This window comes from Streptomyces sp. NPDC059740, assembly GCF_042733155.1.
Lineage (GTDB): Bacteria > Actinomycetota > Actinomycetes > Streptomycetales > Streptomycetaceae > Streptomyces.
In genome coordinates, this window is record NZ_JBHWGP010000035.1 from 21747 (window position 1) to 46744 (window position 24998).

Below are 24998 nucleotides of genomic sequence, written 5' to 3' on the forward strand. Positions count from 1 at the left end.
GGTGTGGCTTCCGTCCCGGGCGGGTCGGCGGGGGCGGTGGCGGGGCCGGTCACCGCAGTGACCTGCTCAGGGACTCGACCTCTTCGTCGGCCTCACGGGCGGCCTGCGCCGCGGAGACCTGCCCGGCGGCCAGTTCCCCGACGGCCTTGGGGACGGGCAGCTCGCCCATCGTGGCGCCGAGCAGGGCGCCCTGTCCCTGGAGGATGCCCCAGCGCTTCATGTGACCGACGCCGTCGGCGAGTTGGTCCAGGAGGGCGGGCGGGTACGCCTTGTCGAACGGCACCCGGTGGTCCAGCCCGATCTTGCTGGAGCGCCAGGCCGCGCGGTACTTGTCGGGGTCCTCCGCGGTGCCCTGGCGGACGGGGATCTTGCCTTCGGGCGCCATCCGGAACCAGTCCTGGTAGCCGCCGCCCATCATGTACTGGATGAACTTCTCGGAGGCGCCCTTCTCGGCGTCGCGGGTGACGGTCCAGGAGGACACCTCGCCGAACTGGGCGCCCCTCCCGCCGTCGTCGCCGCTGAGGGTGGTGACGACGCCGGTGTGGTCGGCGAGCCAGCTGCGGTCCTTGCGGCAGGCGGGGCAGCTGGGCAGTGCGTCCGAGCGGAGCCCGGCCAGTTCGTCCAGGAGCATGGAGGACCACACGACCATGCCGGAGCGGCCGGCGAAGTAGGTGTCGCGGGTGGTGTCCACAGTCTGGGTGCCGGGTGGACCGTAGGTGCCGGCCAGCCTGCCGTAGGTGGCGAAGGTGCGGCGGCACCGCGGGCTGTCGAGGGTGACGTGGCCGACGGAGTCGGCCAGTTCGCAGCCGCCCGCGGTGGCGAGGTCCTCGAAGCTCTGCTGGGTGAAGACGTCGCTGGGGTCGCTGGCCAGGGACATGCCGCTCATCGCACCGTGGTCCAGGGCGCCGGCGGCCTTCAGCATCCGGCCGTAGGAGGTGGGGGCGGCCAGGTTCCGCCGGGCGAAGAGGTCCTTGCGGTAGGCGACGATCTGCATCCAGGAGTCGCTGGGGACGGCGATCTGACGGCCCGCGTCGCGGGTCAGGCGCAGGGCGTTGGGCTCGAAGGTGCCGGCGCCGAGGCGGTCGACGACCTCGCGGGTGGCCCCGGTGTCCAGCAGGCCGTTGCTGTACATCTGCCAGGCGGCGGCAAGCGGTACCCCGCCGATCACGTCGGGCAGGTTGCCGGCGGCGGCGGACGACATGATCAGCTGGGGCAGCTGGCTCTCGTCGACGCCGACCAGTTTCACGCTGATGCCGGTGCGGTCCTCGAAACGCTGGACGATCTTCTTGGTCACCGCCATCCGCGGTGCGAGGTTCTCCAGCGACCAGACGGTGATCCGGTGGTCAGGGGTGCCGGGGCTGCCGGTGGAGCAGCCGGCGAGGAGGGTGGCCGTCAGCGTTGCGGCGGCTCCCGCGGCGATCGCCTTCGATCGCCGGAACCAGTTGCCCATGTGCCGTCCTTAGCGTGCCGTGGTGCGTACCTGCTGCATCCCAGCACCACTTTTGCGTATTGACAAGACCTAAGTCTGAGATACCTTCGACGTAAGTCACGCCCAAGTGACCGGCCATGTCGCATAACTTGCTGTGTTTCGGAGCTGCCCCGTGGAACGCGTCGTCCAGTTCACCGGCCCCCGCCAGGTCGAAGTCGCCCCGTGTGAGCGGGCCGGGCTGCCCCCCGGCCATCTGCGGGTCCGCACCCGCTACTCAGGTATCTCGGCCGGCACGGAACTCACCGCCTACCGCGGCACCAACCCGTACCTGACCCGCACCTGGGACCCAGCCTCGCGCCTCTTCCAGGAGGGCTCGCCGGGCATCGAGTACCCGGTGGCCGGCTGGGGTTACAGCGAGGTCGGCGAGGTGCTGGAGGTCTCCCCCGAACTGGCCGGCACCGAGGGCCTGCCCGCCGTCGGCGACCTGGTCTGGGGCATCTGGGGCCACCGCAGCGAGGGCGTGGTCCCCGCCGAGCGGATGGCCGGGCACACCCTCCCGGCCCAACTGGAGCCGCTGGCGGGCGCCTTCGCCCGGGTCGGCGCGATCGCGCAGAACGCGGTCCTCGCCGCCGACCTGCACGTCGGGGAGGACGTGGCCGTCTTCGGGCAGGGCGTCATCGGCCTGCTCGCCACCCGCCTCGCCCGGCTCAGCGGCGCCCGCGTCACCGCCGTGGACGCCCTCGACGCACGCCTGGCCAAGGCCGTCGAGTACGGCGCGCACCACACCCTCAACGCCCGCACCGACGCGGTCGCCGAAACGGTCCGGGAGCTGACCGAGGGGCGCGGCGCGGACGTCGCCATCGAGATCAGCGGTGCCTACCCGGCCCTGCACGAGGCGCTGCGCTCGGTTGCCGTGGCGGGCCGGGTGGTCGCCTCCGGCTTCTACCAGGGTGACGGCGCCGGCCTGCGGCTGGGCGACGAGTTCCACCACAACCGGGCGCAGTTGGTGTGCTCCCAGATCGGCGGGGTGCCGCCGCAGCTCGCCGGCCGGTGGACCGTGGAGCGGCTGCAGCGCACCTTCCTGCGGCTGGTGGCCGAGGGCGAGGTCGACGTGGCGTCCCTGGTCAGCCATGTCGTACCGGTGGCCGAGGCCGCCGACGCCTATGTCCTGCTGGACGAGCGTCCCGCCGACGCGCTCCAGATCGTTCTGGAATTCTGAGAGGCAACGCCACCATGTCGCACCCCGCCTTCAAGACCGCCTGCCAGGAGCAACTGCTGCCCGGCGACACCCTCCAGGAGAAGTGGGAGTTCGCCCAGGCAGCCGGCTACGACGCCATCGAGCTGCGCGCCAAGGGCGACTTCCACTTCGCCGGCCGGCTGCCGGAACTGCGCCGGGCCCTGGCCGACGGCGTCGTCATGCCGACCGTCTGCGTGGAGATGCTGCACTTCTTCGGCGCCTTCGACGCCGAGCTGCGCCGCGACGCCATCGAGCAGATGAAGTCGCAGCTCACCGTCATCGCCGAACTCGGCGGCCTGGGCGCCCAGACCCCGGCGTCCTACGGGATGTTCTCCCGCCGCCTGCCTCCCTTCGAGCCGCCGCGCGGGGAGGCCGAGGAGCGCGAGATCCTCCTCGCCGGCCTCACCGAGCTGGGCGAGCACGCGGCCCGCGAAGGCGTGCAGCTCTTCCTCGAACCCCTCAACCGGTACGAGGACCACATGGTCAACCGCCTGGAGCAGGCCGCCGACCTGATCCGCGAGTGCGGCCTGGACTCCGTCCGGATCGGCATCGACAGCTACCACATGAACATCGAGGAGGCGGACCCCGCCGGCGCGATCCTGGCCCACGCCCCGTACATCGGGCACGCCCAGGTCTCCGACTCCAACCGCTTCCAGCCCGGCGCCGGCCACCTGGACTGGCCCGCCTGGCTGAACGCCCTGCACGCCGCCGGGTTCGACGGCTACCTGGCCGCCGAGTGCCGGCTCACCGGCGACCCGGTGGCGGCCGTGCGGTCGGTGCCCGGCTTCCTCAAGCGGGCCGCGGGATGACGACAGCCCTGATGAGCCCCGCCGCGCAGAGCCCGCCGGCCGACGAGGCGGCGGCCTCGCGCGCCGCCACCCGGGTGCTGCTGGGCAACTGGCGGGGCACCACGACCGTGCCCTCGGGTTCGCTCTACCCCCACCAGTGGTCCTGGGACTCGGCCTTCATCGCCCTGGGGCTGCGCCATCTCTCCCCGCGCCGGGCCCAGTCGGAGCTGGAACACCTCCTGGGTGCCCAGTGGGACGACGGCCGCGTGCCGCACATCGTCTTCCACCCCTCGGTGCCGCTCACGGCGTACTTCCCGAGCCCGGACTTCTGGCGCTCCTCCACGGTCGGCCGCCACCGCGGTGCTCCGGCCGGGGTGGAGACCTCCGGCATCGTGCAGCCGCCGGTGCACGCCCTCGCCGCCTGGCTGGTGCACCTCGCCGCCCCGAAGGAATCCCGCCGCCGCGGTTTCCTGCCCAGGCTCTACCCGCGCCTGGTGGCCTGGCACCGCTACCTCGCCGACTGCCGGGACCTGGGGGGCGCCGGTCTCGCGGCGATCACCCATCCCTGGGAGGCCGGCCTGGACAACAGTCCCGTCTGGGACGGGCCCCTGGGCCGGGTCAGCCCGGTCGAGCCCGGCAGCTACCGGCGTGCCGACCTCGACCACAGCGCCGCCGCCGACCGCCCCACCGACCTCGACTACGGCCGTTACGTGCGGCTGGCCGCCGACTACCGCGACAGCGGGTACGAGGACGCCCGCGCCGGTCAGGCGTTCGCGGTCGAGGACCCCTGCTTCAACACCCTGCTCGTCCTCTCCGAGCAGGCGTTGGCGCGGATCGCCGCCGAGACCGGCCGGGACGCCGCCCCCCACCGGGAGCGGGCGGCCCGTCTGGAGCGCACGCTCCTCGCCCGACTCTGGGATCCGGAGCAGCAGCTCTTCGCCGCCCGCGACCTGCTGGCGCCCGGCGGCGGCGCCCTGCTCCCCGGCAGGAGCGTGGCCGGACTGGTTCCGCTGGCCCTGCCCGGGCTGCCCCGGGCGCTCGCCTCACACCTGCTGGACACCCTGACCGGGCCGCACTTCCGCCTCGGCGAGGTGGCCCTGGTGCCCAGCTACGACCTGCGCGGCGAGGCCTTCGACACCTCCCGCTACTGGCGCGGCCCCTCGTGGTTCAACACCGCCTGGCTCGTCCACCGGGGCCTGCTGACCCAGGGCGCCCACCAACAAGCCGCGGCGCTGCGCGAGCAGTTCTGGCGCTCCGCGGCGGCGAGCGGCTTCGCGGAGTACCTGGACCCGCTGACGGGGGCGGGCCGCGGCGCCCGCGACTTCAGCTGGACCGCCGCCCTGGCCCTGGACCTGCTCCGGTCGGAAGGGAACCTGACATGACCGAGCCGAACCGCCGACGACTGCTCGTCGACGACGGGATGTTCGCCGCCGTGGACGCCTCCGGCGACATCGCGGGCACCGGCGGCACCTCTCCCGACGGGCTGTTCCGCAACGACGCCCGGCATTTGAGCCGCTGGCACCTCACCGCGGACGGCGCCCCGCTGACCGTCCTGACCTCCGACCCGGCCTCCGTCGTCCTCGTCCCGCCCGGCACCCGGGACGAGCCGCCCGCCTACGCCGTGGTCCGCCACCAGCGGCTCGCGCAGGGGGCGCTGCACGAGCACCTGAGGGTGCTCCCCCACACCGCGGGCCGCACCACGGTGCACCTGACCCTGGAGGTGGACGCGGACTTCGCCGACCAGTTCGCCCTCCGGTCGGACAGCCGCAGCTACGCCACACCGGGGGCGACCCGGACCGTGGAGAGGACGGCGGACGGACTCCTCTTCCACCACCGGCGCGAGGACTGGCACGCGCGCACCGAGGTGGTGGCGACACCGGCACCCGGCGCAGCCGCTGCGGGACCGGAGGGCAACCGGCGGCTGCTGGAGTGGCACCTTCCCGTCGGCCCGGACGCCCCGGTGGAGATCGAACTGACCGTCCGGGCCGTGCCGCCCCGTGCCCTGACGGCTCCGGCACCGGCGCCTTTGAAGGTGGTACGCCGACCGCACAGCCGGTGGCCGGAGCTCACCCGCGCCTGCGAGCAGGGCCTCGCCGACCTGGCCGACCTCCGCCTCCCTGCCTGCGGACCCGGGGGCGAGGTGGTACGGGTCCCCGGGGCCGGCGTGCCGTGGTTCCTCACCCTGTTCGGCCGCGACGCCCTGCTCACCTCCCTCTTCGCGCTGCCCTACGCGCCGGAGCTGGCCGCCGCCACCCTGCCGGCGCTGGCTGCGGTGCAGGGCACGACCTCCGACCCGGCCCGCGTCGAGGAACCGGGCAAGATCGTCCACGAGTTGCGGCGGGGCGAACTGGCGCACTTCGGCCAGGTGCCCTACGGCCGGTACTACGGCTCGGTGGACGCCACCCCGCTGTTCCTGGTGCTGCTCGGCGCCTACGCCGAAACGGTCGACGAGGCGCCGGCCAGGGCCCTGGAGCGGCAGGCGCGCGCCGCGGTCGACTGGATGCTGGGCGACGGCGGGCTGACCGGACACGGCTACCTCGTCTACCGCTCGGGGCAGGAACACGGCGGGCTGGTCAACCAGAACTGGAAGGACTCCGCAGGTGCGGTGTGCTTCAGCGACGGCAGCCAGGCCACCGGCCTGATCGCCGTGGCGGAGGTACAGGGCTACGCCCACGACGCCCTGGTGCGCACCGCCCGCCTCGCACGACGGGTCTGGGGCGACCTGCCCTACGCCGACCGGCTCGAAGCCGAGGCCGCGGCCCTGCGGGACCGCTTCCTGCGCGACTTCTGGATGCCGCAGCACTCCTTCCCCGCCCTGGCTCTGGACGGTGCCGGCCGCCAGGTCGACGTCCTGGCCTCCGACGCCGGGCACCTGCTGTGGTCGGGCATCCTCCCGCAGGACCTGGCCCTCACCACCGGGCGCCGGCTGATGGCTCCGGACTTCTTCTCCGGCTGGGGGGTGCGGACCCTGGCCGCCGGCCAGGCGCCCTACCACCCGCTCTCCTACCACCGGGGCAGCGTCTGGCCGCACGACAACGCCGTCATCGCTCTGGGGCTCGCGGCCCACGGGCTGCACCGACAGGTACGCACCCTGGCGCGCGGGCTGCTGACGGCCGCGGCGGGCAACGGCTGGCGCCTCCCGGAGGTCATGGCCGGGTACGGGAGCGAGGACCACCCGACGCCGGTGCCCTACCCCCACTCCTGCTCCCCGCAGGCCTGGGCGGCGGCCACTCCCCTGGCGCTGCTGACGGCGGTGGGGGCCGCAGAGTAGACCCTCGGCCCGCTGCGGCGGACCGCCGGCGCGCCGGGCCCGTACGGCCACGCCTCGGCGGTCCGGGCACCCCGTGCCCGCCGTCGCAGGACGTGGTCGCCGGCATCCCGCCCGCCACCTGCCGGCCCAGGTCCTCGTCCGGCTCCGAGGGCACGAGCCCGCCTGCGTGATCGAGCCGGGACGGCAGAGGAGGGCCGGGCGGACTCACTCCCCGACTGCCCCCGCCTCCGTCAACATCCCCCACCCCGGAGCGTAGTTGCCGTGCAGCACGAGCGAGGCCGCACCCACCGCGCCCACCGTCTCCCCCGTCAGGCTGCGTTCCACCCTCACCCGGGGCGCGGCGGTGAGCCGGCCGGCCCGCCGGGCGTTGACCACCCGGGCGACCTCCTCGACGACGAGGTCCTCGACGTCCCGCAACCCCTCGCCGCCCAGGACGACGGTGCCGACGTCCAGCAGCTCCACGGCACCGCGGGCGGCCTGGCCCAGTCGGCGGGCCGCGCCCCGCACGGTGTCGGCGCAGGCGGCGTCCCCCCGGCCCGCCGCCAGCCGCAGGCGTCTGAAGTCCTCCCGTACGCTGTCCGGTTCGCCGCTGACCCCGACGGCCCGGGCCGCGGCCCGGCCGTGCCGGTCCAGCAGGTCACCGACGAGGGCGGCGGGGGTGCAGTAGGGACCGAGGCAGTTCGTGGCCCCGCAGTAGCAGGCGAGGGCGCCGGCTTCGACGGCCATGTGGCCGAACTCGCCGGCGTTGCCGGTGTCGCCGTGCAGGACGGTGCCGCCCAGGACGATCCCCGCCCCCACGCCCGTGCCGACGTACACGAACAGGAAGCTGCCGGCGCGGTCCTGGCCACCGATCCACCGTTCGCCGATGGCCGCGGCCGTCGCGTCGTTGTCCATGGCCACCGGCGTCCGGGTCGCCTCGGCGAACAGCCGTGACAGCGGCACCCGTCCCCAGCCCGGGAGGTTGGGCGGCCCGACGACCAGCCCCTCCGCACGGTCGATGGGGCCCGGTGTGGCGACGCCGACGCCCAGCAGCCGCGCCGGGTCGACGCCGGCCCGGGCGGTCACCCGGCGGACGGTGAGGGCGGCACGGCGTACCAGGTCGGCGGGGTCGCCGGCGCCCGGCCGGATCCGGGTGCTCACCAGCACCCGCCCCACCAGGTCCACCAGGACGATCCGCACGACCTCGGGATCGATGTGCACCCCGGCCGCGTAGGCCCCCTCGGCCCGGGGCGTCAGGAGGGTGCGGCGCTTGCCGCCGCTGGACGGGGCGTGGCCGGACTCCGTGACCAGACCGGCTGCCAGGAGGCGACGGACCACGTTGGAGACGGTCTGGTTGGTGAGGCCGGTGAGGGGGCCGAGCTCCACCCGGCTCACCGGTCCACGGGTGCGGATGGCGTCCAGCACGACGGCCTGGTTGTAGCCCCCGACCCGGGGGAGGTTGGTCCCGCCTTGCGACAACTCCCGTGCCTCCTTGGGCCTCACGCCCGCAGGGTTCCGTTCGCCGGTCAGGGATCGGGGCACCGTGCGGAGCCCGAAAAACTGTACCTGTCCGGTCCGTTGACTTCATCCATCAAGTGGATTTTGCTTGCGCGCTAAGCGTGGTCGGCCCCGGCGCCGGACGACGGTGCTGCGACCGGTATGCGCCCCCACGACGCGCGTCCCCTTCTCCGGAGGCCTCCTGTGCGTACCAAACTCCTCCTCGCCCTGGCCTCGTCGGCCGTCCTGAGCGTGACTGCGACCGGCTGCGGCGGCAGTGCCCTCTCCAGCGACGGCAAGACGATCAAGGTCGTTTACCAGCAGCAGCTGAACGCCGCCAACAAGATCCAGGCCAACTACCTCAAGCCGATGGCGGCGAAGTTCGAGAAGGCCCACCCGGGCACGAAGGTGCAACTGGTGCCGGTCACGGCCTCGGAGAACGACTACTACACCAAGATCCAGCTCATGATGCGCTCGCCCGCGACCGCACCGGACCTGGTCTTCGAGGACACCGCGACCATCAACTCCGATGTCGCCAGCGGCTATCTGCGCCCGCTGGACGACTACCTGGCCAAGTGGAAGGACTGGGACCAGTACCCGAAGGCCTCCAGGACCGGTGTGACCTCCGTGAAGGACGGCAAGGTCTACGGCGTACCGGACGACACCGACACCCGGGGCATCTGGTACAACAAGAAGATCTTCGCCAAGGCCGGTATCGCCCTTCCCTGGCAGCCCAGGACGTGGGCCGAGGTCATGGCCGCCGCGGAGAAGATCAAGAAGCAGGTCCCCGGCGTCGTCCCGCTCAACGTCTACACGGGCAAGGCCAGCGGCGAGATGGCCTCCATGCAGGGCCTGGAGATGCTTCTCTACGGCACCCCCGCCGGCGACGACGCCCTCTACGACGCCGGCAAGAAGAAGTGGGTGGTGGGGAGCAAGGGCTTCCGCGACGCGCTGACGTTCGTCCACGACCTCTACGGCCACGGCCTCGGCCCCTCCGCCTCCCAGGCCCTCGGCGCCAACTTCAACAACACGGTCACCACCGAGCTCCTCCCCGAGGGCAAGCTCGCCATGAACCTGGACGGCTCCTGGCTGCCCAACCAGTGGCTCGCCACCGGCCCCAAGCCCTGGAAGGCGTGGCAGTCCACCATGGGGCAGGCCGCCATGCCCACCCAGAACGGCCAGGCGCCCGGCCGGGTCAGCCTGTCCGGCGGCTGGGCCTGGTCGATCGCCGCCAAGGCCAAGAACCCCGATCTCGCCTGGAAGTTCGCCACCTTCCTGACCTCCCGGGACGCGACGGCCAAGTGGAACGTGGTCAACGGCACCCTCGCGCCCCGCAAGGACTCGGCCGCCGACCCCGGGTACCTCCGGGCGGTGCCGACCAACAAGTTCTTCACCTCACTGGTCCCCGACACCCACTACCGTCCCGGCCTGCCGACCTACCCGCAGGTCTCCACCGCGATCCAGAAGGCGATGGAGTCGGTGACCACCGGGCAGAGCTCGGTCACGCAGGCCGCCGCCGCCTACGACAAGGACGTAGCCGCCGCGGTCGGTGCCGGCAACACCGTCAAGGGCGACCGGTGAGCGCGCAGGCACCCGCGGTCCCCGGCCGGCGCGGCCCGGCTCCCGGTGGCCGTGCGCCCCGCCCCGGCGCGGGCCGTGCACTGCTCCGCGGCGTCCCGGTCCTGCCGTCGGTCGTCCTGCTGCTGGTGTTCCTCGCGGGGCCCGTGGCGTACTGCGTCTACTACGCGTTCACCGACACCCAGCTCACCGGTGCCACCGGCACGCACTTCGTCGGAGCGGCCAACTTCACGCGCGCCTTCGCGGATCCCGTCTTCCTCAAGTCGGTACTGCTGACGCTGGTGTTCGTCGTCGGATCGGCGGTGGTGGGCCAGAACACCCTCGGCCTCGCGCTCGCCCTCCTCTCGGAGAAGGCCGCGGCCCCGCTGCGCGCTCTCACCAACACCGTGGTGGTCGGTGCGTGGGTGCTGCCGGAGGTGGTGGCCGGGTACCTGATGTACGCCTTCTTCTACCAGCGCGGTTCGCTCAACGCCGTGCTGGACCTCCTCCACCTGCCGCAGCAGAACTGGCTGTACACGATGCCGATCCTGGCGGTCTGCCTCGCCAACGTCTGGCGCGGCACCGCGTTCTCGATGATGACCTACACCGCGGCGCTGAGCGAGGTCCCCCAGGACCTGGTGGAGGCCGCCGAGATGGACGGGGCGGGGCCCTGGCAGCGGCTGTGGCGGGTCACCCTGCCCGTCATCCGCCGCTCGATCACCACCAACCTCATGCTGATCACACTCCAGACGCTCTCCGTCTTCGGCCTGATCTACACCATGACGCGGGGCGGCCCGGGGGACGACAGTGAGACCCTGCCCCTCTACATGTACCAGCAGGCCTTCCAGAACAGCCTCATCGGTTACGGCACGGCCATCGCCCTCGTTCTCCTGGTGGTGGGCGCCCTCTTCTCCCTGGTGTACACCCGCATGCTGAAGCTGGAGGACAACTGATGGCCGTGACCGAAGAGGTCCGTGCGCCGCGGCCGCCGCGCGTACGGGGGTTGCCGCCGATCACCGCGTCCGCCGCCGGCCGGCGCCGCCGCGGACTCGCCGCGAGGGCCGGCGTCAACGCGGCACTGCTCGTGGTCTCCGTGCTGTTCGTGCTGCCGCTGCTGTGGATGGTGCTGGCCTCACTCGACGCACACGCCGACTTCCGGCTCTCGGTGCCCTCGCCGACGGCGGCCAACTACTCCCGGGTGCTCAACGCGGACACCACCTACCTGCCGCTGCTCAACGGGCTGTTCCTGTGCGTCGGCGGAACCCTGGTGTGCGTCGTCTGCTCCGTGCTGGCCGCCTACCCGCTGTCGCGGTACCGGTCGCGGCTGCGCCGGCCCTTCCTGTACACGGTGCTCTTCTCCACGGGACTGCCGATCACCGCGGTGATGATCCCGGTGTACAGCATGTTCGTGCAGACCTCCCTGATCGACTCGATGCCCGCGACCGCCCTCTTCCTCGCCGCCGCCGGTCTGCCGTTCGGCATCTGGCTGACGAAGAACTTCATGGACGGCGTACCCGTGGTGCTGGAGGAGGCCGCCCGGATCGACGGCGCGGGCACGCTCCAGGTGCTGTGGCGTGTGGTGCTGCCGCTGATGCGGCCCGGCGTGACCGTGGTGACGATCTTCACCTTCATCGGCATGTGGGGGAACTTCTTCGTCCCCTTCATCCTGCTGCTCTCCCCCGAGAAGCTGCCGGCGTCGGTGAGCGTGTTCACCTTCCTCAGCTCCCACGACCAGACGCAGTACGGGCAGCTGGCAGCCTTCTCCATCCTCTACTCGATCCCCGTCGTCCTGCTCTACGTGGTGCTCGCACGCAGGCTGGGCGGCGGCTTCGCGCTGGGCGGGGCCCTCAAGGGCTGACCGGCGCACACCGCCCCACCCTCGCCTGACAACGATGCCATTCCCCCGAAGGAAATGAGGAACGCATGCACGACGACCGCGACGACATCGAGAAGCGCCTGCGCAGGGTGCTGGACCAGCGGCTGCGACCGGCCGTCCACGGGCGTGCGGTGCCGCTGGAGGTCGCGGCCTGGCCGGTGTCGGGCGAGCCCGTGCCGGTGGCCGAGGGACTGGCGGCCGAGTACGTCCCCGTCCGGCCCGGCGACCGCTGGGGTCCTGCCTGGTCCACCACCTGGTTCCGGGTCAGCGGCACCGTGCCCGAGGAGTGGGCGGGGTGCACGGTCGAGGCCGTACTGGACCTGGGGTTCGGCTCCACCTCGCCCGGTTTCTCCGCCGAGGGCCTGGTCTACCGTCCGGACGGCACCGCGGTGAAGGCCCTCAACCCCCGCAACGTCTGGGTGCCGCTGGCGCGTCCCGCGGTGGGCGGCGAGTCCTTCACCCTGTACGTGGAGGCCGCGGCCAACCCCGTGGTGATGCAGTCCGGCGAGAACTCCTTCGGGCCCACCCCGCTGGGCGGCCGGGCGCCCTGGCTCAGCGAGGAGGGGTCACCCGCGGGTGAGCCGCTCTACCGGCTGCACCGGATGGACCTTGCGGTCTTCGACTCCGGCGTCCACGAGCTCGTCCAGGATCTGGAGGTCCTGGGGCAGTTGATGCTGGAGCTGCCGGCGGACTCCTCCCGGCGCTGGCAACTGCTGCGGACGATCTCCCGCTCCCTGGACGCACTGGACCTCCAGGACGTCGGCGCCACCGCCCCGGCCGCCCGCGAGGTCCTGCGGCCGGCCCTGACGGCCCCCGCCCACGCCGGCGCCCACCGGGCCTCCGCCGTGGGGCACGCGCACATCGACACGGCCTGGCTGTGGCCGCTGCGGGAGACGGTGCGCAAGGTGGCGCGCACCGTCTCCAACGTCACCCAGCTGATGGACGACCACCCCGAGTTCAAGTTCGTGATGTCCCAGGCCCAGCAGCTCGCCTGGCTCAAGGAGCAGCGGCCGGAGGTCTACGAACGTGCCGTGGAGAAGGCCAAGACGGGCCAGTTCCTGCCGACCGGCAGCCTGTGGGTCGAACCCGACACCAACCTGACCGGTGGTGAGGCCCTGGCGCGGCAGTTCGTCCACGGAAAGCGCTTCTACCTCGAGGAGTTCGGAGTCGAGACGCGGGAGATGTGGCTGCCGGACACCTTCGGCTACAACGCGGCGCTGCCGCAGCTGATGAAGCTGGCGGGCGTGGAGTACTTCCTCACCCAGAAGCTGTCCTGGAACACCACCAACAAGTTCCCCCACCACAGCTTCTGGTGGGAGGGCGTCGACGGCACCCGCATCTTCAGCCACTTCCCGCCGGTGGACACCTACAACAGCGATCTCTCGGGCGCGGAACTGGCCCACACCGTACGCAACTTCCAGGACAAGGGCGCCTGCGACCGGTCGCTGGTGCCCTTCGGGTACGGGGACGGCGGGGGCGGCCCCACCCGGGAGATGCTCGCGCGCGCCGCCCGGACGGCAGACCTGGAGGGGTCGCCGCGGGTGGCCATCGAAACGCCTCAGGAGTTCTTCACCAAAGCCAGGGCCGAGTACACCGACGCCCCGGTGTGGGTGGGCGAGTTGTACCTGGAGTTCCACCGCGGCACGCTCACCAGCCAGTTGGCGACCAAGCAGGGCAACCGGCGCAGCGAGCACCTGCTGCGCGAGGCCGAGCTGTGGGCGGCGACCGCCGCGGTGCGCGAGGGCGCCGCCTACCCGTACGAGGCCCTGGACCGGTTGTGGAAGACAGTGCTCACCCACCAGTTCCACGACATCCTGCCGGGCTCCTCCATCGCCTGGGTGCACCGCGAGGCGGAGGAGACCTACCGGCAGGTGGCGGCGGAACTGCAGGACCTGACGGAGGCCGCGCAGCGGGCACTGGCCGGCCCGCCCGGCGGCACCGTCGTCTTCAACGCGGCGCCGCACGCCCGCGAGGGAGTGCCGGCGCTCGGCGCGGCGCCGCGGGAGGAGGCCGCAGCGCCGGCCGTTCCCGAGGCGTCGGGGGACGGGTACGTGCTGGACAACGGTCTGCTGCGGGTGGCGGTGGACGGCCGAGGCCTGATCACCTCCGCGTACGACCTCATCGGCGAGCGGGAGGCGCTGGCGCCGGGCACGGTCGGCAACCTGCTCCAGCTCCACCAGGACTTCCCCAACAAGTGGGACGCCTGGGACGTGGACGCCTTCTACCGCAACACCGTCACCGACCTCACGGCGGCCGAGTCGGTGACCGCCACGCCGGAGGGGGTCCGGGTGGTGCGGACCTTCGGCGCCTCCCGGATCGAGCAGCACCTCTCGCTCGCCGCGGGGGACGCCCGCCTGGAAGTGGACACGGTGATCGACTGGCACGAGCGGGAGAAGCTGCTGAAGGCGGCCTTCCCCCTGGACGTGCGGGCCTCGCACTCCACGGCCGAGATCCCGTTCGGCCACGTGGAGCGTCCCACCCACGCCAACACCAGTTGGGACGCGGCCAAGTTCGAGATCTGCGCGCACCGGTTCCTGCACGTCGGGGAGCGCGACTGGGGTGCCGCGCTGGTCAACGACTCCACCTACGGCCACGACGTGACGCGGGACGTGCGCGAGGACGGGGGGACCACCACCACGGTGCGGCTGTCGCTGGTCCGGGCCCCCAGGTTCCCCGATCCCGAAGCCGACCAGGGACGCCACCACCTCCGCTACGCCCTGGTGGTCGGGGCACAGGTGGCGGACGCGGTGCGCGAGGGCTACCGGCTCAACCTCCCCGAGCGCATGGTTCCCGGGTCCTCGGCCGTCGCACCGCTGGTGACGCTGGACTCGGACGGCGTCGTGGTGGAGGCCGTGAAACTGGCCGACGACCGCTCGGGCGACGTCGTGGTGCGACTGTACGAGGCACAGGGCGTCCGGGCTCGGGCCACTCTCACGGCGGGCTTCCCGCTCGCCTCGGCCACGGCGACGGACCTGCTGGAGCGGCCCAGGCAGGAGGCGGGCGTGGCGCGGGCCGCCGGCGGGGCGGTGCGGTTGACGCTGCGACCGTTCCAGATCCTCACGCTGCGGCTGGCTGCGGCCCGGTCCTGAGGTGAAGTCCGGGGCGGGTGGTCCGGTGCCGCCCGCCCCGGTCCGCGCGCCCGCCGCGAGCGCCGGTTCTGCCGTGCGGGCTGCCGTCCCGGTGGGGTTGACCCTCCGTGGGGAGGTGCATAGTCTCGCTGCGTTCGTCCACGCCTGTGCATGTTGTTCATGTGTGTGGACATGGTTGGTTCGGTGAAGGGACGCAACCGGTGCTTCTCCTGACGGCTCGGTCCGGCACACACGAAACGGCGGCGCCGGACGTCGCGGCAGCGGGAGGACCGCGAGGCGCAGCGCACGGACCCGAACCGCGGCCGGCGCGAGCGGAACGCCTTCTGACTGGGCGGCGTGGGCGGGTGAGCCGCTGATGGGCGCCGCCGGACGCATCACGAAGGTGACCGTCACCCCGGTCGCCTTCCACGACCAGGCCCTGCTCAACGCGGTCGGGGTGCACGAGCCGTACGCCCTGCGGGCCATCGTCGAGGTCCATACCGACCAGGGCCTGAGCGGGCTCGGCGAGACCTACGCCGACACCGGGCACCTGCGCCGACTGGCTGCTGCCGCCGAGGTGTTGACCGGCCAGGACGTCTACGCCCTCAACACGCTCCACGCCCGCGTCGCCGAGGTGCTCGGCAACGACCGGGGTTCCGACGGACACGGCCTGACGGGCATGATCACCACCAGCAGCACCGTCGACCGCGTCTTCTCCCCCTTCGAGGTCGCCTGCCTGGACATCCAGGGCAAGGCCGTGGGCCGCCCGGTCTGCGACCTGCTCGGTGGGGCCGTTCGGGACCGGGTCCCCTTCAGCGCCTACCTGTTCTACAAGTGGGACGGACACCCCGGGCTGGCCCCTGACCCGTGGCCGGCGGCCCTGGACAGTGAGGGCATCGTCGCCCAGGCGCGACGCATGATCGACGAGTACGGCTTCACCGCCGTCAAGCTCAAGGGAGGCGTCCTGCCGCCGGAGCAGGAGGTCGAAGCGGTGCACGCGCTGCGGGCCGCCTTCCCCGACCTCCCCCTGCGACTGGACCCCAACGCCGCCTGGACGCCGGCCACCTCCGTCAAGGTGGCCGAGGAGCTGGCAGGCGTCCTGGAGTACCTGGAGGACCCGACGCCCGGGCTCGACGGCATGGCGGAGGTGGCTCGCCGGGCCTCGATGCCGCTGGCGACCAACATGTGCGTGGTCGCCTTCGACGAGCTGGCCCCCGCCGTCGCCCGGGACTCGGTCCAGGTGGTGCTCTCCGACCACCACTACTGGGGCGGCCTGCACCGCTCCAAGCTGCTCTCGGGCATCTGCCGCACCTTCGGCATGGGACTCTCGATGCACTCCAACTCGCACCTGGGCGTCAGCCTCGCCGCGATGGTCCACCTCGCCGCCGCCACCCCGGACCTCACCTACGCCTGCGACACCCACTGGCCCTGGAAGTGGGAGGAGGTCGTGCAGCCCGGTGCGCTGACCTTCGAGAACGGCGCGGTCGCGGTGCCCGGCGGGCCCGGCCTCGGGGTGGAACTGGACCGCGACGCCCTGGCCCGGCTCCACGAGCAGTACCTGACCTGTGGCCTGCGCGACCGCGACGACACCGGTTACATGCAGCGCATCGATCCGGGCTACCGGAAGCTGACACCCCGCTGGTGACCCCGGCGCCCGTCCCGCACGACGGCCACACCCGCCTCCTCGGCGACACGGCACGCGTGTCGTTCCGGGGCCGGGCACAGCAGGCCTGGCGAAGGTGAAGATGGGGCGATGCGCGACGGCCGCTGTCGTGCACCGTCCCGAGGAGGAGCCCCCGTGCGCGTCGTCATCAGTGAGTTCATGAGCCTGGACGGTGTCGTGCAGGCACCCGGCGGGCCGGAGGAGGACACCGACGGCGGCTTCGCCCACGGGGGCTGGTCGCACGCCTTCTTCGACCCCGAGGCGGTCGGCTGGTTCGTCGGCGAGGCGATGGCCGGGGCTGATGCCCTGCTTTTCGGACGCCGCACCTGGCAGACGATGGCCGCGGCGTGGCCGGACCGGGCCGGTGACCCCTTCGCCGACCGGATGAACGCCGTGCGCAAGTACGTGGTCTCCGCCACCCTGTCCGAGTCCGAGCTGACCTGGGAGAACACCACGCTGCTCCCCGGCGACGAGGCTCCGGCGCACCTCCGGCGGCTGCACGCGGCGGACGGCGGAGACCTGCTGGTGATGGGCAGCCCCACCCTCGTCCGCACCCTGCTGCACGAGGGACTGGTGGACGAGGTACGCCTGATGCTCATGCCGGTGCTCCTGGGCGGCGGAAAGCGGATCTTCCCCGAGGACGGTGCGCTGCGCACGCTGGAACTCGTCTCGGCGACCACGAGCGCGACGGGCGTGCAGCTCTGCGTCTACCGGCCTGCCGCCAAGGACTGACGCGGCGCTCCACCTCCGTCCGGACGTGCCGCCGGGCACGCGACGCGGGCGGACCGAAGGGCGGGCATGGGTGAGGGCCGGGTGGGATCGTGTGATCCCACCCGGCCCTCACCGGTGACCCGGGCCCCGCCGCCCCCGACCGGGGAACGGCTGTCCCCGGAGCCCGAGCGGACTGTGGCGTCCCGCCCGATCAGTAGGCGGAGTCGACGTGGTCCATCGAGCCGTAGCGGTCGGCGGCGTAGTTGCACGCAGCCACGATGTTGGCGACCGGGTCGGTCAGCGAGTCCTTGGTGCCCTTGACGTGGTAGGTGTCGAAGGTCGGCTGGATGACCTGGAGCAGGCCCTTGGACGGCACGCCCTTCTGGGCGTTGATGTCCCAGTTGTTCTGCGCGGTCGGGTTACCGCCGGACTCACGGATGATGTTCTTGTGGATGCCCTGGTAGGAGCCGGGGATGTGCTCGGCGTGCATCACGTCCAGCGCCGTGCGGATCCAGCCGTCCAGGTCGTCGCCGTGCTTCTTCTTGCCCTGCTCGACCAGCTTGGCGACCTTCGCCGCCTCCTTGGCCTGCACATCATTCGCGTCGGCCTTCTTGCCGTGGGCGACGGAGACAGCCGCGGGCTTGGCCTCATGCACCGGAGCAGCATGCGCCGGAGTCGGCGCCAGAGTCGCGGCGGCAGCGGCGGCACCCGCGATGGCGATACCGGCGACCGTGTACTTGCGGAAACGGGTGGCGGTGGTGGTGGCAGTCATGGCGTACCTCTCTACGGGGGACATCGTGGGGAGGCCGACAAGCTGTCGGCGGCAGCACCCAGGCCCGGAGGCTCCGGTGCGTGCCCGACGCGGCGGGCGCGTCATGGGGCCGGTGTCAGGCTCAGGCGAGAAGGACTCCCGCCCGTGTCCGGCGCTGGCTCCCCGGTACGTCCACCACCCTGGGAACCGGCTCCCCACCGGCGCCAACCTGTGACCTACGAAGGCGCTTAGGCGAGGACCGGAAGACGACCGCGACGACCGCCATGGCTGAGAGGCTGCGGCCTACTACGTCCCATCCCCTGTGACCCACGCCCCGTGCCCGCCCTCACAGCAGCGCGGCGGATTTCGCCTTCCGGCGGCAGCCGGTACCACGTGGTGCAGTTGACCGGACACGCTCTGAGGCGAAGCTCGGCGGGGTGACGGGGCTTTCGGGGAGGTGACGGGTGCAGTCACGGCGGCCTCTACGTGCCACCTCGTGCCCGTCCGGCTCAGCGTGCGCGGGTGCCGCGGCCCGGAGTCGGGTCCAGGTAGACGCGGCAGACCGACGGCAGGCGTGAGCGGAGCCGCCGTTCGGCCTCCTCGCAGCTCTGCTCGATGTCCCCGGCGCTCAGGCCGTCCTCGAAGTCGACCTTGGCGGCCACCAGGACCTCGCGCGGGCCCTGGACGAGGGTGGTCAGCTCGACGACCTCGACGACCGCAGGCAGGGCGAGCAGCTCGGCCCTCAGCTCCTCCCGCATCGCACGCGGCAGTGCGCGGCCGATGAGGAGCTGGACGTTGCTCCTGCCCAGCTCCCACGCCACCAGGGCGAGCAGCACCCCGATGGCGATGGCCGCGGTGCCGTCCCAGGCCACGGCACCGGTGAGCTGTTCGAGCAGCAGCCCGAGGGCGGCGAGCAGCAGCCCGGCGAGCGCCGCCGTGTCCTCCAGGACCACCGCTTTGACGGCCGTGTCCGAGGTGTGCCGCAGGTAGTGCAGGAAGGGCCGGTCCCGGCTCGCCGCCTCACGGCGGGACTGCCGCACCCCGGTGCGCAGCGAGAAGCCCTCCAGCAGGAAGGCCAGGGCGAGCACGCAGTAGGAGGCGGTCGGGCTGCCGATCTCCTCGCCGTGGGTGAGGGTGTGCACCCCGTCGTAGACGGAGAAGACCGCGCCGCCGACGAAGGTGGCGACGGAGGCGAGGAGGGCCCACACGTAGCGCTCCGGGCCGTAGCCCAGCGGGTGTTCCTCGTCGGCGGGCTTCTGGCTGCGTTTGAGCGCCGTCAGCAGCAGGATCTCGGTGACGGTGTCGGCGAGAGAGTGTGCGGCCTCCGAGAGCATGGCGCTGGAGCCGCTGATGAGCCCCGCCACGGCCTTGGCCACGGCCACGCCCAGGTTGGCCGCGGCGGCGACCACGACGGTGAAGGTGGAGTCACCGCTCTCGGGCTCGGGCCGGTCCGAGCCGGGGTCGTCCGGCGTCTGCGTCCTCTCGCTCATGCGACGAACCTACGGGGGCCGCAGACGCGGGACCGCTCGGCACGCGGTGCCGGCCCTGCGGAGCAGCCGGACGGGGCGGAGCGCCCGCACGGAGACGGCCCGCCCCGCCGGACCGGGCTGCCTGCCGGACCGGACCCGTCCGGCAGCCCGGTCCGGCAGGCCCGGCGCGAGGGCGGTCAGCCTTGCGTGCGGACGGTGAGGGTGGGGGTTCCTCCCGGCACCCTGAGCAGGGTGCCGGACGGGCCGCCAGCTGCCTCGCGTCGCACGCCCGCCGTGAGCGGTTCCCCTTCCCCGCCCACCAGCAGGACGTTCCACGGTCCCCTCGCGTCGGAGTCCACGGTCAGGGTCTGCGCGTTCCGCCGGACGCGGAAGGTGACGGGCTGGCCCTCGCCGCCGGCCACCACCACCCGGCGCTCGGTGTCGTCGGGGGCCGGGGCGTGGACGTGCAGGGTGACGTCGGCCGCCCAGTCGTAGGCGGCGAGGTCGCTGCGGGCGCCGAAGGGGATGACGGCGCCGGGCCTGGCGAGCAGCGGGAGGCTGTCGAACCCGTACCTCTCCCGGCGCCAGCCGGGGCCCTCGATGCGTTCCCCGGTCAGCAGGTGCGTCCAGGTGCCCGCGGGCACGTAGTACTCGACCTCGCCGTCCGCGGAGAAGACGGGGGCCACGAGGAGGTCCTCGCCCAGCATGTACTGGCGGTCCAGGGTGTGGCACGCCGGGTCGTCGGGGAACTCCAGCAGCATCGCGCGCATGACGGGGGTGCCCTGCTCGGCTGCCTGCCGGGCGGCGCGGTACAGGTAGGGCATGAGCCGGTTCTTGAGCCGGGCGAAGTCCCGCGTGACGGCCACCGCCTCCTCGTCGTAGTCCCACGGGACGCGGTAGGAGCCGCTGCCGTGCAGACGGCTGTGCGAGGAGAGCAGGCCGAACTGCACCCAGCGTTTGAAGACCTCGGGTGAGGGGGTGCCCTCGAAGCCGCCGATGTCGTGGCTCCAGAAGCCGAAGCCGGACAGACCCAGGGAGAGGCCGCCGCGCAGGGACTCCGCCATCGCGCCGAAGCTCGACTCGCAGTCGCCGCCCCAGTGGACGGGGTACTGCTGGCCGCCGGCGGTGGCGGACCGGGCGAAGAGCACCGCTTCGTCCGCACCGCGTTCCTGGGTGAGGACCTCGAAGACGGTGCGGTTGTACAGGTGGGTGTAGTGGTTGTGCATGCGCTGCGGGTCGGAGCCGTCGTGCCACACCACGTCGGTGGGGATGCGTTCGCCGAAGTCGGTCTTGAAGCAGTCCACGCCCTGGCCGAGCAGTCCGCGCAGTTTCCCGGCGTACCAGTCCCTGGCGTCGGGGCTGGTGAAGTCGACCAGCGCCATGCCGGCCTGCCACATGTCCCACTGCCACACCCCGCCGTCGGGCCTGCGCACCAGGTGCCCCAGGCGCCGGGCCTCCTCGAACAGGGGTGACTTCTGGGCGATGTAGGGGTTGATCCAGACGCAGATGCGCAGGCCGCGCTCCTTGAGCCGGCGCAGCATGCCCTCGGGGTCGGGGAAGACCTCCGGGTCCCAGGTGAAGTCGCACCACTGGTAGGCGCGCATCCAGAAGCAGTCGAAGTGGAAGACGCCCAGCGGGATGTCGCGTTCGGCCATGCCGGTCACGAAGCGGGTGACGGTCGACTCGTCGTAGGCGGTGGTGAAGGAGGTGGAGAGCCACAGCCCGAAGGACCAGGCCGGCGGCAGTGCGGGGCGGCCGGTCAGCGCCGTGTAGCGGTCCAGGACCTCCTTCGGGGTGGGGCCGTGGATGACGAAGTACTCCACGCTCTGGTCGGCCACGCTGAACTGGACCCGGCCCACGGCCTCCGAACCGATCTCGTAGGAGACCTGTCCGGGATGGTTGACGAACACGCCGTAGCCGCGGTTGGTGAGGTGGAAGGGGACGTTCTTGTAGGCCTGCTCGCTGGCGGTGCCGCCGTCGGCCTGCCAGATCTCCACGCTCTGCCCGTTGCGGGTGAAGGGGGTGAACCTCTCCCCGAGCCCGTACACCAACTCGCCTACTCCGAGGTCCAGTTGGGTGACCATGTGGTGGGTGCCGTCGGCGGTGGTGGCATATCCGGTACCGCGGTCGCCCGCCGAGGTGAGGGGGCGGCCTTCTGCGGTGAAGTCCAGCCGCCAGGGCTCCGAGGTGTCGACGCGGACGGCGAGCGGGCCCGTGGTGAGCTCCAGGACGGTTCCGTCGCGGTGGGTGGTGGCGTGGTGGCCGGGGTCGGTGTGGAGGGTGAAGTCGGGTCCGTGCTCCGCCGCTCCGGCATGGTGGGTGGTGCGGACCCCGATGACGCCCTCGGCAGGTGACCAGCACTCGACGGTGATCAGGGGGCTGTTGAGGGTCTGGCCGCGACTGTGGACGTGGCGGGTCGCGGCGTGCAGGACGAGCCGGTCGCTCTCCAGGCGGGCGTCCGCGGTCTCCTTGGCGTAGACGGCCTCGACGCCGTCGCGCATCAGCCAGTAGCCGTCGGTGAACTTCATCGGGTGACCTGCTCTTTCGGTGGATCGGGGCCGCGGCCCGGGCCTGCGGCGGCCAGGCCGTGGAGGATGGTTCGGGTGGTGCGCGGCGGTGGTGCCGGCCGCGGCCCTCAGGGGTGCGGGCCGCGGCGGCCGGTGGCGGCTGTGCTCACTTCACCGAGCCGCCGGCGATGCCCGCCGCGATGTACCGCTGGGCGACCACCAGCAGCACGGCGGCGGGCAGCGCGGAGAGGACGGCGGTCGCCATGACGGCTCCCCAGTCGCTGACGTGTGCGCCGACGAACTGGTAGATGCCCAGCGTGATGGGTTTGACGTCGTCGGTGGTGTTGAGGGTGAGGGCGAACATGAAGTCCGACCAGGCGAACAGGAAGGTGAACAGGCCCGCGGTGATGAGGGCGTTGCGGCTCATGGGCAGCACCACCCGGACGAAGGCGGTGAAGCGGTTGGCGCCGTCGACCAGGGCGGCCTCGATCACCTCGCGGGGTATGGAGACCATGAACGCGCGGAGCAGGACGATGGAGAACGGCAGGCCCAGCGAGGCGTCGGCCAGGATCAGTCCGAGGTAGGAGTTGACCAGGCCCAGTTCCGCGTAGGCGCTGTAGAGGGCGTTGGCGATGACGATGCCCGGCACCATCTGGGTGATGAGCGTGGCGAAGACCATGGAGCGGCTGCCCCGCAGGCGGAACTGGGCCAGGGCGTGGGCTGCGGGGGCGGCCAGCGCCAGGCAGACCAGGACGGCACCGAGGGAGACGGCGAGGCTGGTGAGGAGCGAGCCGCCCTGGGTGTCCAGTGCGGTACGGAAGTTGCGGAGGCTGAGGTCGCGGGGGAGGAAGTGGACCGCTGCCGTGCCGGCGTCCGGCTGGAGCGCGGTGTCGGCCATCCAGTACACCGGGAAGAGCAGGACGGCGAGGATCAGCAGGGCGGCGACGGTGTTCCAGGCGCTGCGTACGCGCCGGGCGGGGTTGGGCATGCCTCACCCCTCCTTTCCGAGGTCGGTGCGGTTGGCGCGCAGGTACAGGACGGCGAAGACCGCGCTCACCAGGAGGAGCACGGTGCCGACCACCGCGCCCTGGCCGAAGTCCAGCTGCATGAAGGAGAGCTGGTAGGTGACGGTGCCCAGGGTCTGGGTGGAGTCGGCGGGCCCGCCGGAGGTCAGCGCGAGGATCAGGTCGAGGATCTTGACGGTGGACATGAAGCCGAGCACGAGGACGACGGTGACGACGGGCCGCAGCACCGGCAGCGTCACGCTGCGGAAGGTGCGCCAGGCGCCTGCCCCGTCCAGGGCGGCGGCCTCCCGCAGCTCCCGGGGGATCTCCTGGAGTCCGCCGTAGAGGATGACCATGTTGAAGGGGACGCCGATCCAGATGTTGACGAGGACGGCGGAGAGCAGTGCCGTGCTGGGGCTGTTGAGCCAGGGCACTCCCCCGTCGGTCAGGCCGAGGGCGGACAGCAGGCTGTTGACCACCCCGTGGTCCTGGTCCAGCAGTCGGCGCCACACCACGGCGGAGACGACCATGGGCACCAGCCAGGGCAGCAGCAGGACCGCCCGGACGGTGCCGGAGAGACGGAAGCGGCGGGAGAAGAAGACGGCGAGGGCCAGGCCGATGGTGAACTGGCCGACCAGCGATCCGACGGTGAACAGGGCGGTGTGCCACAGCGAGTCGGTGAAGAGGCTGTCGGAGAACACCGCGCGCCAGTTGGCCAGGCCGTTGAAGGGGGCCTCACCGGTGAAGTAGGTGCGGGGCGTGTAGTGCTGGAAGCTCATCACGACGTTGCGGACGAGCGGGTAGCCGAAGAACAGCACGATGTAGAGCAGCGCCGGCAGGACGAAGAGCCAGCGCAGCGGGGCGTGGGCGCGGCCACGTCGGGTGGTGGGCGGCGCGGCGCGGGTGCCGGCGGCGAGGGTGGTGGTCATGGTCTGCGTCCTCACTCCCCGGCCGTCGCCTGCTGCTGGGCCCGGCGCAGGGCGGCCGGGGCGTCGCTGCGACCGGTGAGGACCGCCTGGAAGGCTCCGGCCAGGGCGTCGGAGACCACCGGCCAGCGGGTGCCGACCTCGGCGGTGCGGGAGCGGGCGGTGGCGACCAGGCCGGTGAAGGGCGCCAGCTGCGGGTTGCGTTGCGCGTAGGCGCGAGCGGCGTCGGTCCGGGTGGGCACATTGTTCACCGAGTCACCCCACTGGAGTTGGTTGCTCTCGCTGTTGAGGCAGTCGAGGATGCGCGCCGCGTGTCGGACCCGGCTGCCGTCCTCGTCCGCGTCGTTCTTCGGGACGGTCATCACCGTGCCGCCGATCGGGGCCACGGCGTCGCCGCCGGCGTGGGGCACCGGCAGGGAGGCGACGGCCCAGTGCACCTTCTTCTGCGCGTTCAGGACGGGGACCTGCCACGGGCCGTTGATCATCATGGCGGTGCGGCCGGCGATGAACTGGTCGTTGACGTCCTGCTGGTTCCAGCTGACGACCGACCTGGAGGCGGAACCGTCCGCGACCAGTTCCTTCCAGAGGTTCAGTGCGTCGGCGCCGCCGCTGCCGTGGTCCAGGTGCGCCTCGTCGCCGCCGGCGGACCAGAAGAACGGCAGGAACTGGTAGACGCCGTCGGCGTTGGGGCTGGCGCTGAACGCCATGCCGTGCACCGGGCCGCTGGTCAGTTTCCGGCTGACGCTGCGCAGTTCGTCCCAGGTGCGGGGCGGCTTCACCCCCGCCTTCCGCAGCAGGTCGGTGTTGTAGAAGAGGGCGAGGGAGTTGGCGGACCGGGCTATGCCGTACTGCGTGCCCTGGTAGGTGCCCAGCGAGGTCGCGCTCCGGCTGAAACCGCCGGTGTGCACGCCCACGTCCTTCAGCGGCAGCAGTCCGTCGGTCTCCGCGAACTGCGGCAGCTCGGAGCCGTCGAGTTCGAGGATGTCGGTGAGCGAGTGGGAGGAGGCCATGCGCAGCGCCTTGGAGACGACCTGGTCGGCCGGGACGCTCAGCTGCTGGACGCGCAGGCCCAGCGGTTTGGCGCAGCGGTCGAAGTACTTCTGGTTCGCGGCGTGTTCGGCGGTGTCGGTGGCCGAGTTGAGGACCGTGACGGTGTCCGGGTCCGGGGTGGCCGCGCAGCCGGTGAGGCCGAGTGCCGTGACGGCACCGGCCACCACGGCGGCCGGCCACGCCTGGCGGGGTCGGGGATGCATGGGCGTACTCCT

General features: G+C 72.2%; 18 protein-coding genes. 10 read left to right on the forward strand and 8 right to left on the reverse strand.

What is annotated here, in order from left to right:
* Positions 1–49 precede the first annotated feature (49 nt).
* Entirely contained in the window at positions 50–1450 is a 1401-nt protein-coding gene (locus ACFV3R_RS28360; protein ID WP_385589051.1) for an ABC transporter substrate-binding protein, read from the reverse strand.
* A 151-nt stretch (positions 1451–1601) separates the two neighbouring features.
* Here ACFV3R_RS28360 and ACFV3R_RS28365 point away from each other — a divergent pair, with 151 nt between their 5' ends.
* Genes ACFV3R_RS28365 through ACFV3R_RS28380 form a run of 4 tightly spaced genes read left to right on the forward strand, consistent with a single transcriptional unit; the run spans position 1602 to position 6725 of the window.
* A complete protein-coding gene (locus ACFV3R_RS28365; protein ID WP_385589053.1) occupies positions 1602–2648 on the forward strand; it encodes a zinc-binding alcohol dehydrogenase in 1047 nt (348 codons plus the stop codon).
* 14 nt (positions 2649–2662) lie between these two features.
* Positions 2663–3475 carry a sugar phosphate isomerase/epimerase family protein gene (locus ACFV3R_RS28370; RefSeq protein ID WP_385589055.1) on the forward strand — a complete coding sequence of 271 codons (813 nt, stop codon included), beginning with the start codon at positions 2663–2665 and terminating at the stop codon, positions 3473–3475.
* Entirely contained in the window at positions 3472–4836 is a 1365-nt protein-coding gene (locus tag ACFV3R_RS28375; protein WP_385589057.1) for a hypothetical protein, read from the forward strand. Before ACFV3R_RS28370 ends, ACFV3R_RS28375 begins: the two co-directional genes overlap by 4 nt.
* Positions 4833–6725 carry a glycogen debranching N-terminal domain-containing protein gene (locus ACFV3R_RS28380; RefSeq protein ID WP_385589059.1) on the forward strand — a complete coding sequence of 631 codons (1893 nt, stop codon included), beginning with the start codon at positions 4833–4835 and terminating at the stop codon, positions 6723–6725. The genes ACFV3R_RS28375 and ACFV3R_RS28380 overlap by 4 nt, the downstream gene beginning before the upstream one ends.
* Before the next feature lie 204 nt (positions 6726–6929).
* Here the strand turns inward: ACFV3R_RS28380 and ACFV3R_RS28385 are convergent, their stop codons facing one another.
* Positions 6930–8183 carry an ROK family protein gene (locus tag ACFV3R_RS28385; protein WP_385589061.1) on the reverse strand — a complete coding sequence of 418 codons (1254 nt, stop codon included), beginning with the start codon at positions 8181–8183 and terminating at the stop codon, positions 6930–6932.
* Positions 8184–8405: 222 nt separating this feature from the next.
* On the opposite strand from ACFV3R_RS28385, the gene ACFV3R_RS28390 reads away from it, so the two are divergent.
* The 6 genes from ACFV3R_RS28390 to ACFV3R_RS28415 all read left to right on the forward strand — a co-directional run bounded on the left by ACFV3R_RS28390 (position 8406) and on the right by ACFV3R_RS28415 (position 17097).
* A complete protein-coding gene (locus ACFV3R_RS28390; protein WP_385589063.1) occupies positions 8406–9782 on the forward strand; it encodes an extracellular solute-binding protein in 1377 nt (458 codons plus the stop codon).
* Positions 9779–10711, forward strand: coding sequence for a carbohydrate ABC transporter permease (locus ACFV3R_RS28395; RefSeq protein ID WP_385589065.1), 933 nt, complete (start codon positions 9779–9781; stop codon positions 10709–10711). Before ACFV3R_RS28390 ends, ACFV3R_RS28395 begins: the two co-directional genes overlap by 4 nt.
* Positions 10711–11616, forward strand: a complete 906-nt coding sequence (locus tag ACFV3R_RS28400) for a carbohydrate ABC transporter permease (protein ID WP_385589067.1) — start codon at positions 10711–10713, stop codon at positions 11614–11616. Before ACFV3R_RS28395 ends, ACFV3R_RS28400 begins: the two co-directional genes overlap by 1 nt.
* Before the next feature lie 65 nt (positions 11617–11681).
* A complete protein-coding gene (locus ACFV3R_RS28405; RefSeq protein WP_385589069.1) occupies positions 11682–14723 on the forward strand; it encodes an alpha-mannosidase in 3042 nt (1013 codons plus the stop codon).
* Between the two features lie 355 nt (positions 14724–15078).
* Complete coding sequence (locus ACFV3R_RS28410) at positions 15079–16347, forward strand: glucarate dehydratase family protein (RefSeq protein ID WP_385589071.1); 1269 nt, start codon at positions 15079–15081, stop codon at positions 16345–16347.
* 153 nt (positions 16348–16500) lie between these two features.
* Positions 16501–17097: a dihydrofolate reductase family protein gene (locus ACFV3R_RS28415; RefSeq protein ID WP_385589073.1), complete on the forward strand. Its 597-nt coding sequence runs from the start codon at positions 16501–16503 to the stop codon at positions 17095–17097.
* Positions 17098–17287: 190 nt separating this feature from the next.
* On the opposite strand, the gene ACFV3R_RS28420 is transcribed toward ACFV3R_RS28415, so the two are convergent.
* The 6 genes from ACFV3R_RS28420 to ACFV3R_RS28445 form a co-directional block, all read right to left on the reverse strand.
* Positions 17288–17848, reverse strand: coding sequence for a transglycosylase SLT domain-containing protein (locus ACFV3R_RS28420; protein WP_385589075.1), 561 nt, complete (start codon positions 17846–17848; stop codon positions 17288–17290).
* 488 nt (positions 17849–18336) lie between these two features.
* Positions 18337–19317, reverse strand: coding sequence for a cation diffusion facilitator family transporter (locus ACFV3R_RS28425; protein ID WP_385589077.1), 981 nt, complete (start codon positions 19315–19317; stop codon positions 18337–18339).
* A gap of 176 nt (positions 19318–19493) precedes the next feature.
* Positions 19494–21824 (reverse strand): alpha-xylosidase, encoded by a 2331-nt coding sequence (gene yicI / locus ACFV3R_RS28430; RefSeq protein ID WP_385589079.1) that lies wholly within the window; start codon positions 21822–21824, stop codon positions 19494–19496.
* 145 nt (positions 21825–21969) lie between these two features.
* On the reverse strand, positions 21970–22791 hold the full coding sequence (locus ACFV3R_RS28435; RefSeq protein WP_385589081.1) for a carbohydrate ABC transporter permease: 822 nt from the start codon (positions 22789–22791) through the stop codon (positions 21970–21972).
* A 3-nt stretch (positions 22792–22794) separates the two neighbouring features.
* Positions 22795–23736, reverse strand: coding sequence for a carbohydrate ABC transporter permease (locus ACFV3R_RS28440; protein ID WP_385589083.1), 942 nt, complete (start codon positions 23734–23736; stop codon positions 22795–22797).
* Positions 23737–23747: 11 nt separating this feature from the next.
* The gene (locus ACFV3R_RS28445) at positions 23748–24986 is read right to left on the reverse strand and encodes an extracellular solute-binding protein (RefSeq protein ID WP_385589085.1); all 1239 of its coding nucleotides are present in this window, start codon (positions 24984–24986) and stop codon (positions 23748–23750) included.
* Between the last annotated feature and the right edge of the window lie 12 nt (positions 24987–24998).

What these genes read in the sequence shown, in the direction of transcription:
- ACFV3R_RS28435 (WP_385589081.1), bottom strand. Translation starts at nt 22,791, where the DNA reads ATGCCCAACCCCGCCCGGCGCGTACGCAGCGCCTGGAACACCGTCGCC.
- ACFV3R_RS28375 (WP_385589057.1), top strand. Translation starts at nt 3,472, where the DNA reads ATGACGACAGCCCTGATGAGCCCCGCCGCGCAGAGCCCGCCGGCCGAC.
- ACFV3R_RS28370 (WP_385589055.1), top strand. Translation starts at nt 2,663, where the DNA reads ATGTCGCACCCCGCCTTCAAGACCGCCTGCCAGGAGCAACTGCTGCCC.
- ACFV3R_RS28445 (WP_385589085.1), bottom strand. Translation starts at nt 24,986, where the DNA reads ATGCATCCCCGACCCCGCCAGGCGTGGCCGGCCGCCGTGGTGGCCGGT.
- ACFV3R_RS28420 (WP_385589075.1), bottom strand. Translation starts at nt 17,848, where the DNA reads ATGACTGCCACCACCACCGCCACCCGTTTCCGCAAGTACACGGTCGCC.
- ACFV3R_RS28360 (WP_385589051.1), bottom strand. Translation starts at nt 1,450, where the DNA reads ATGGGCAACTGGTTCCGGCGATCGAAGGCGATCGCCGCGGGAGCCGCC.
- yicI (WP_385589079.1), bottom strand. Translation starts at nt 21,824, where the DNA reads ATGAAGTTCACCGACGGCTACTGGCTGATGCGCGACGGCGTCGAGGCC.
- ACFV3R_RS28400 (WP_385589067.1), top strand. Translation starts at nt 10,711, where the DNA reads ATGGCCGTGACCGAAGAGGTCCGTGCGCCGCGGCCGCCGCGCGTACGG.
- ACFV3R_RS28410 (WP_385589071.1), top strand. Translation starts at nt 15,079, where the DNA reads ATGGGCGCCGCCGGACGCATCACGAAGGTGACCGTCACCCCGGTCGCC.
- ACFV3R_RS28405 (WP_385589069.1), top strand. Translation starts at nt 11,682, where the DNA reads ATGCACGACGACCGCGACGACATCGAGAAGCGCCTGCGCAGGGTGCTG.
- ACFV3R_RS28425 (WP_385589077.1), bottom strand. Translation starts at nt 19,317, where the DNA reads ATGAGCGAGAGGACGCAGACGCCGGACGACCCCGGCTCGGACCGGCCC.
- ACFV3R_RS28380 (WP_385589059.1), top strand. Translation starts at nt 4,833, where the DNA reads ATGACCGAGCCGAACCGCCGACGACTGCTCGTCGACGACGGGATGTTC.
- ACFV3R_RS28440 (WP_385589083.1), bottom strand. Translation starts at nt 23,736, where the DNA reads ATGACCACCACCCTCGCCGCCGGCACCCGCGCCGCGCCGCCCACCACC.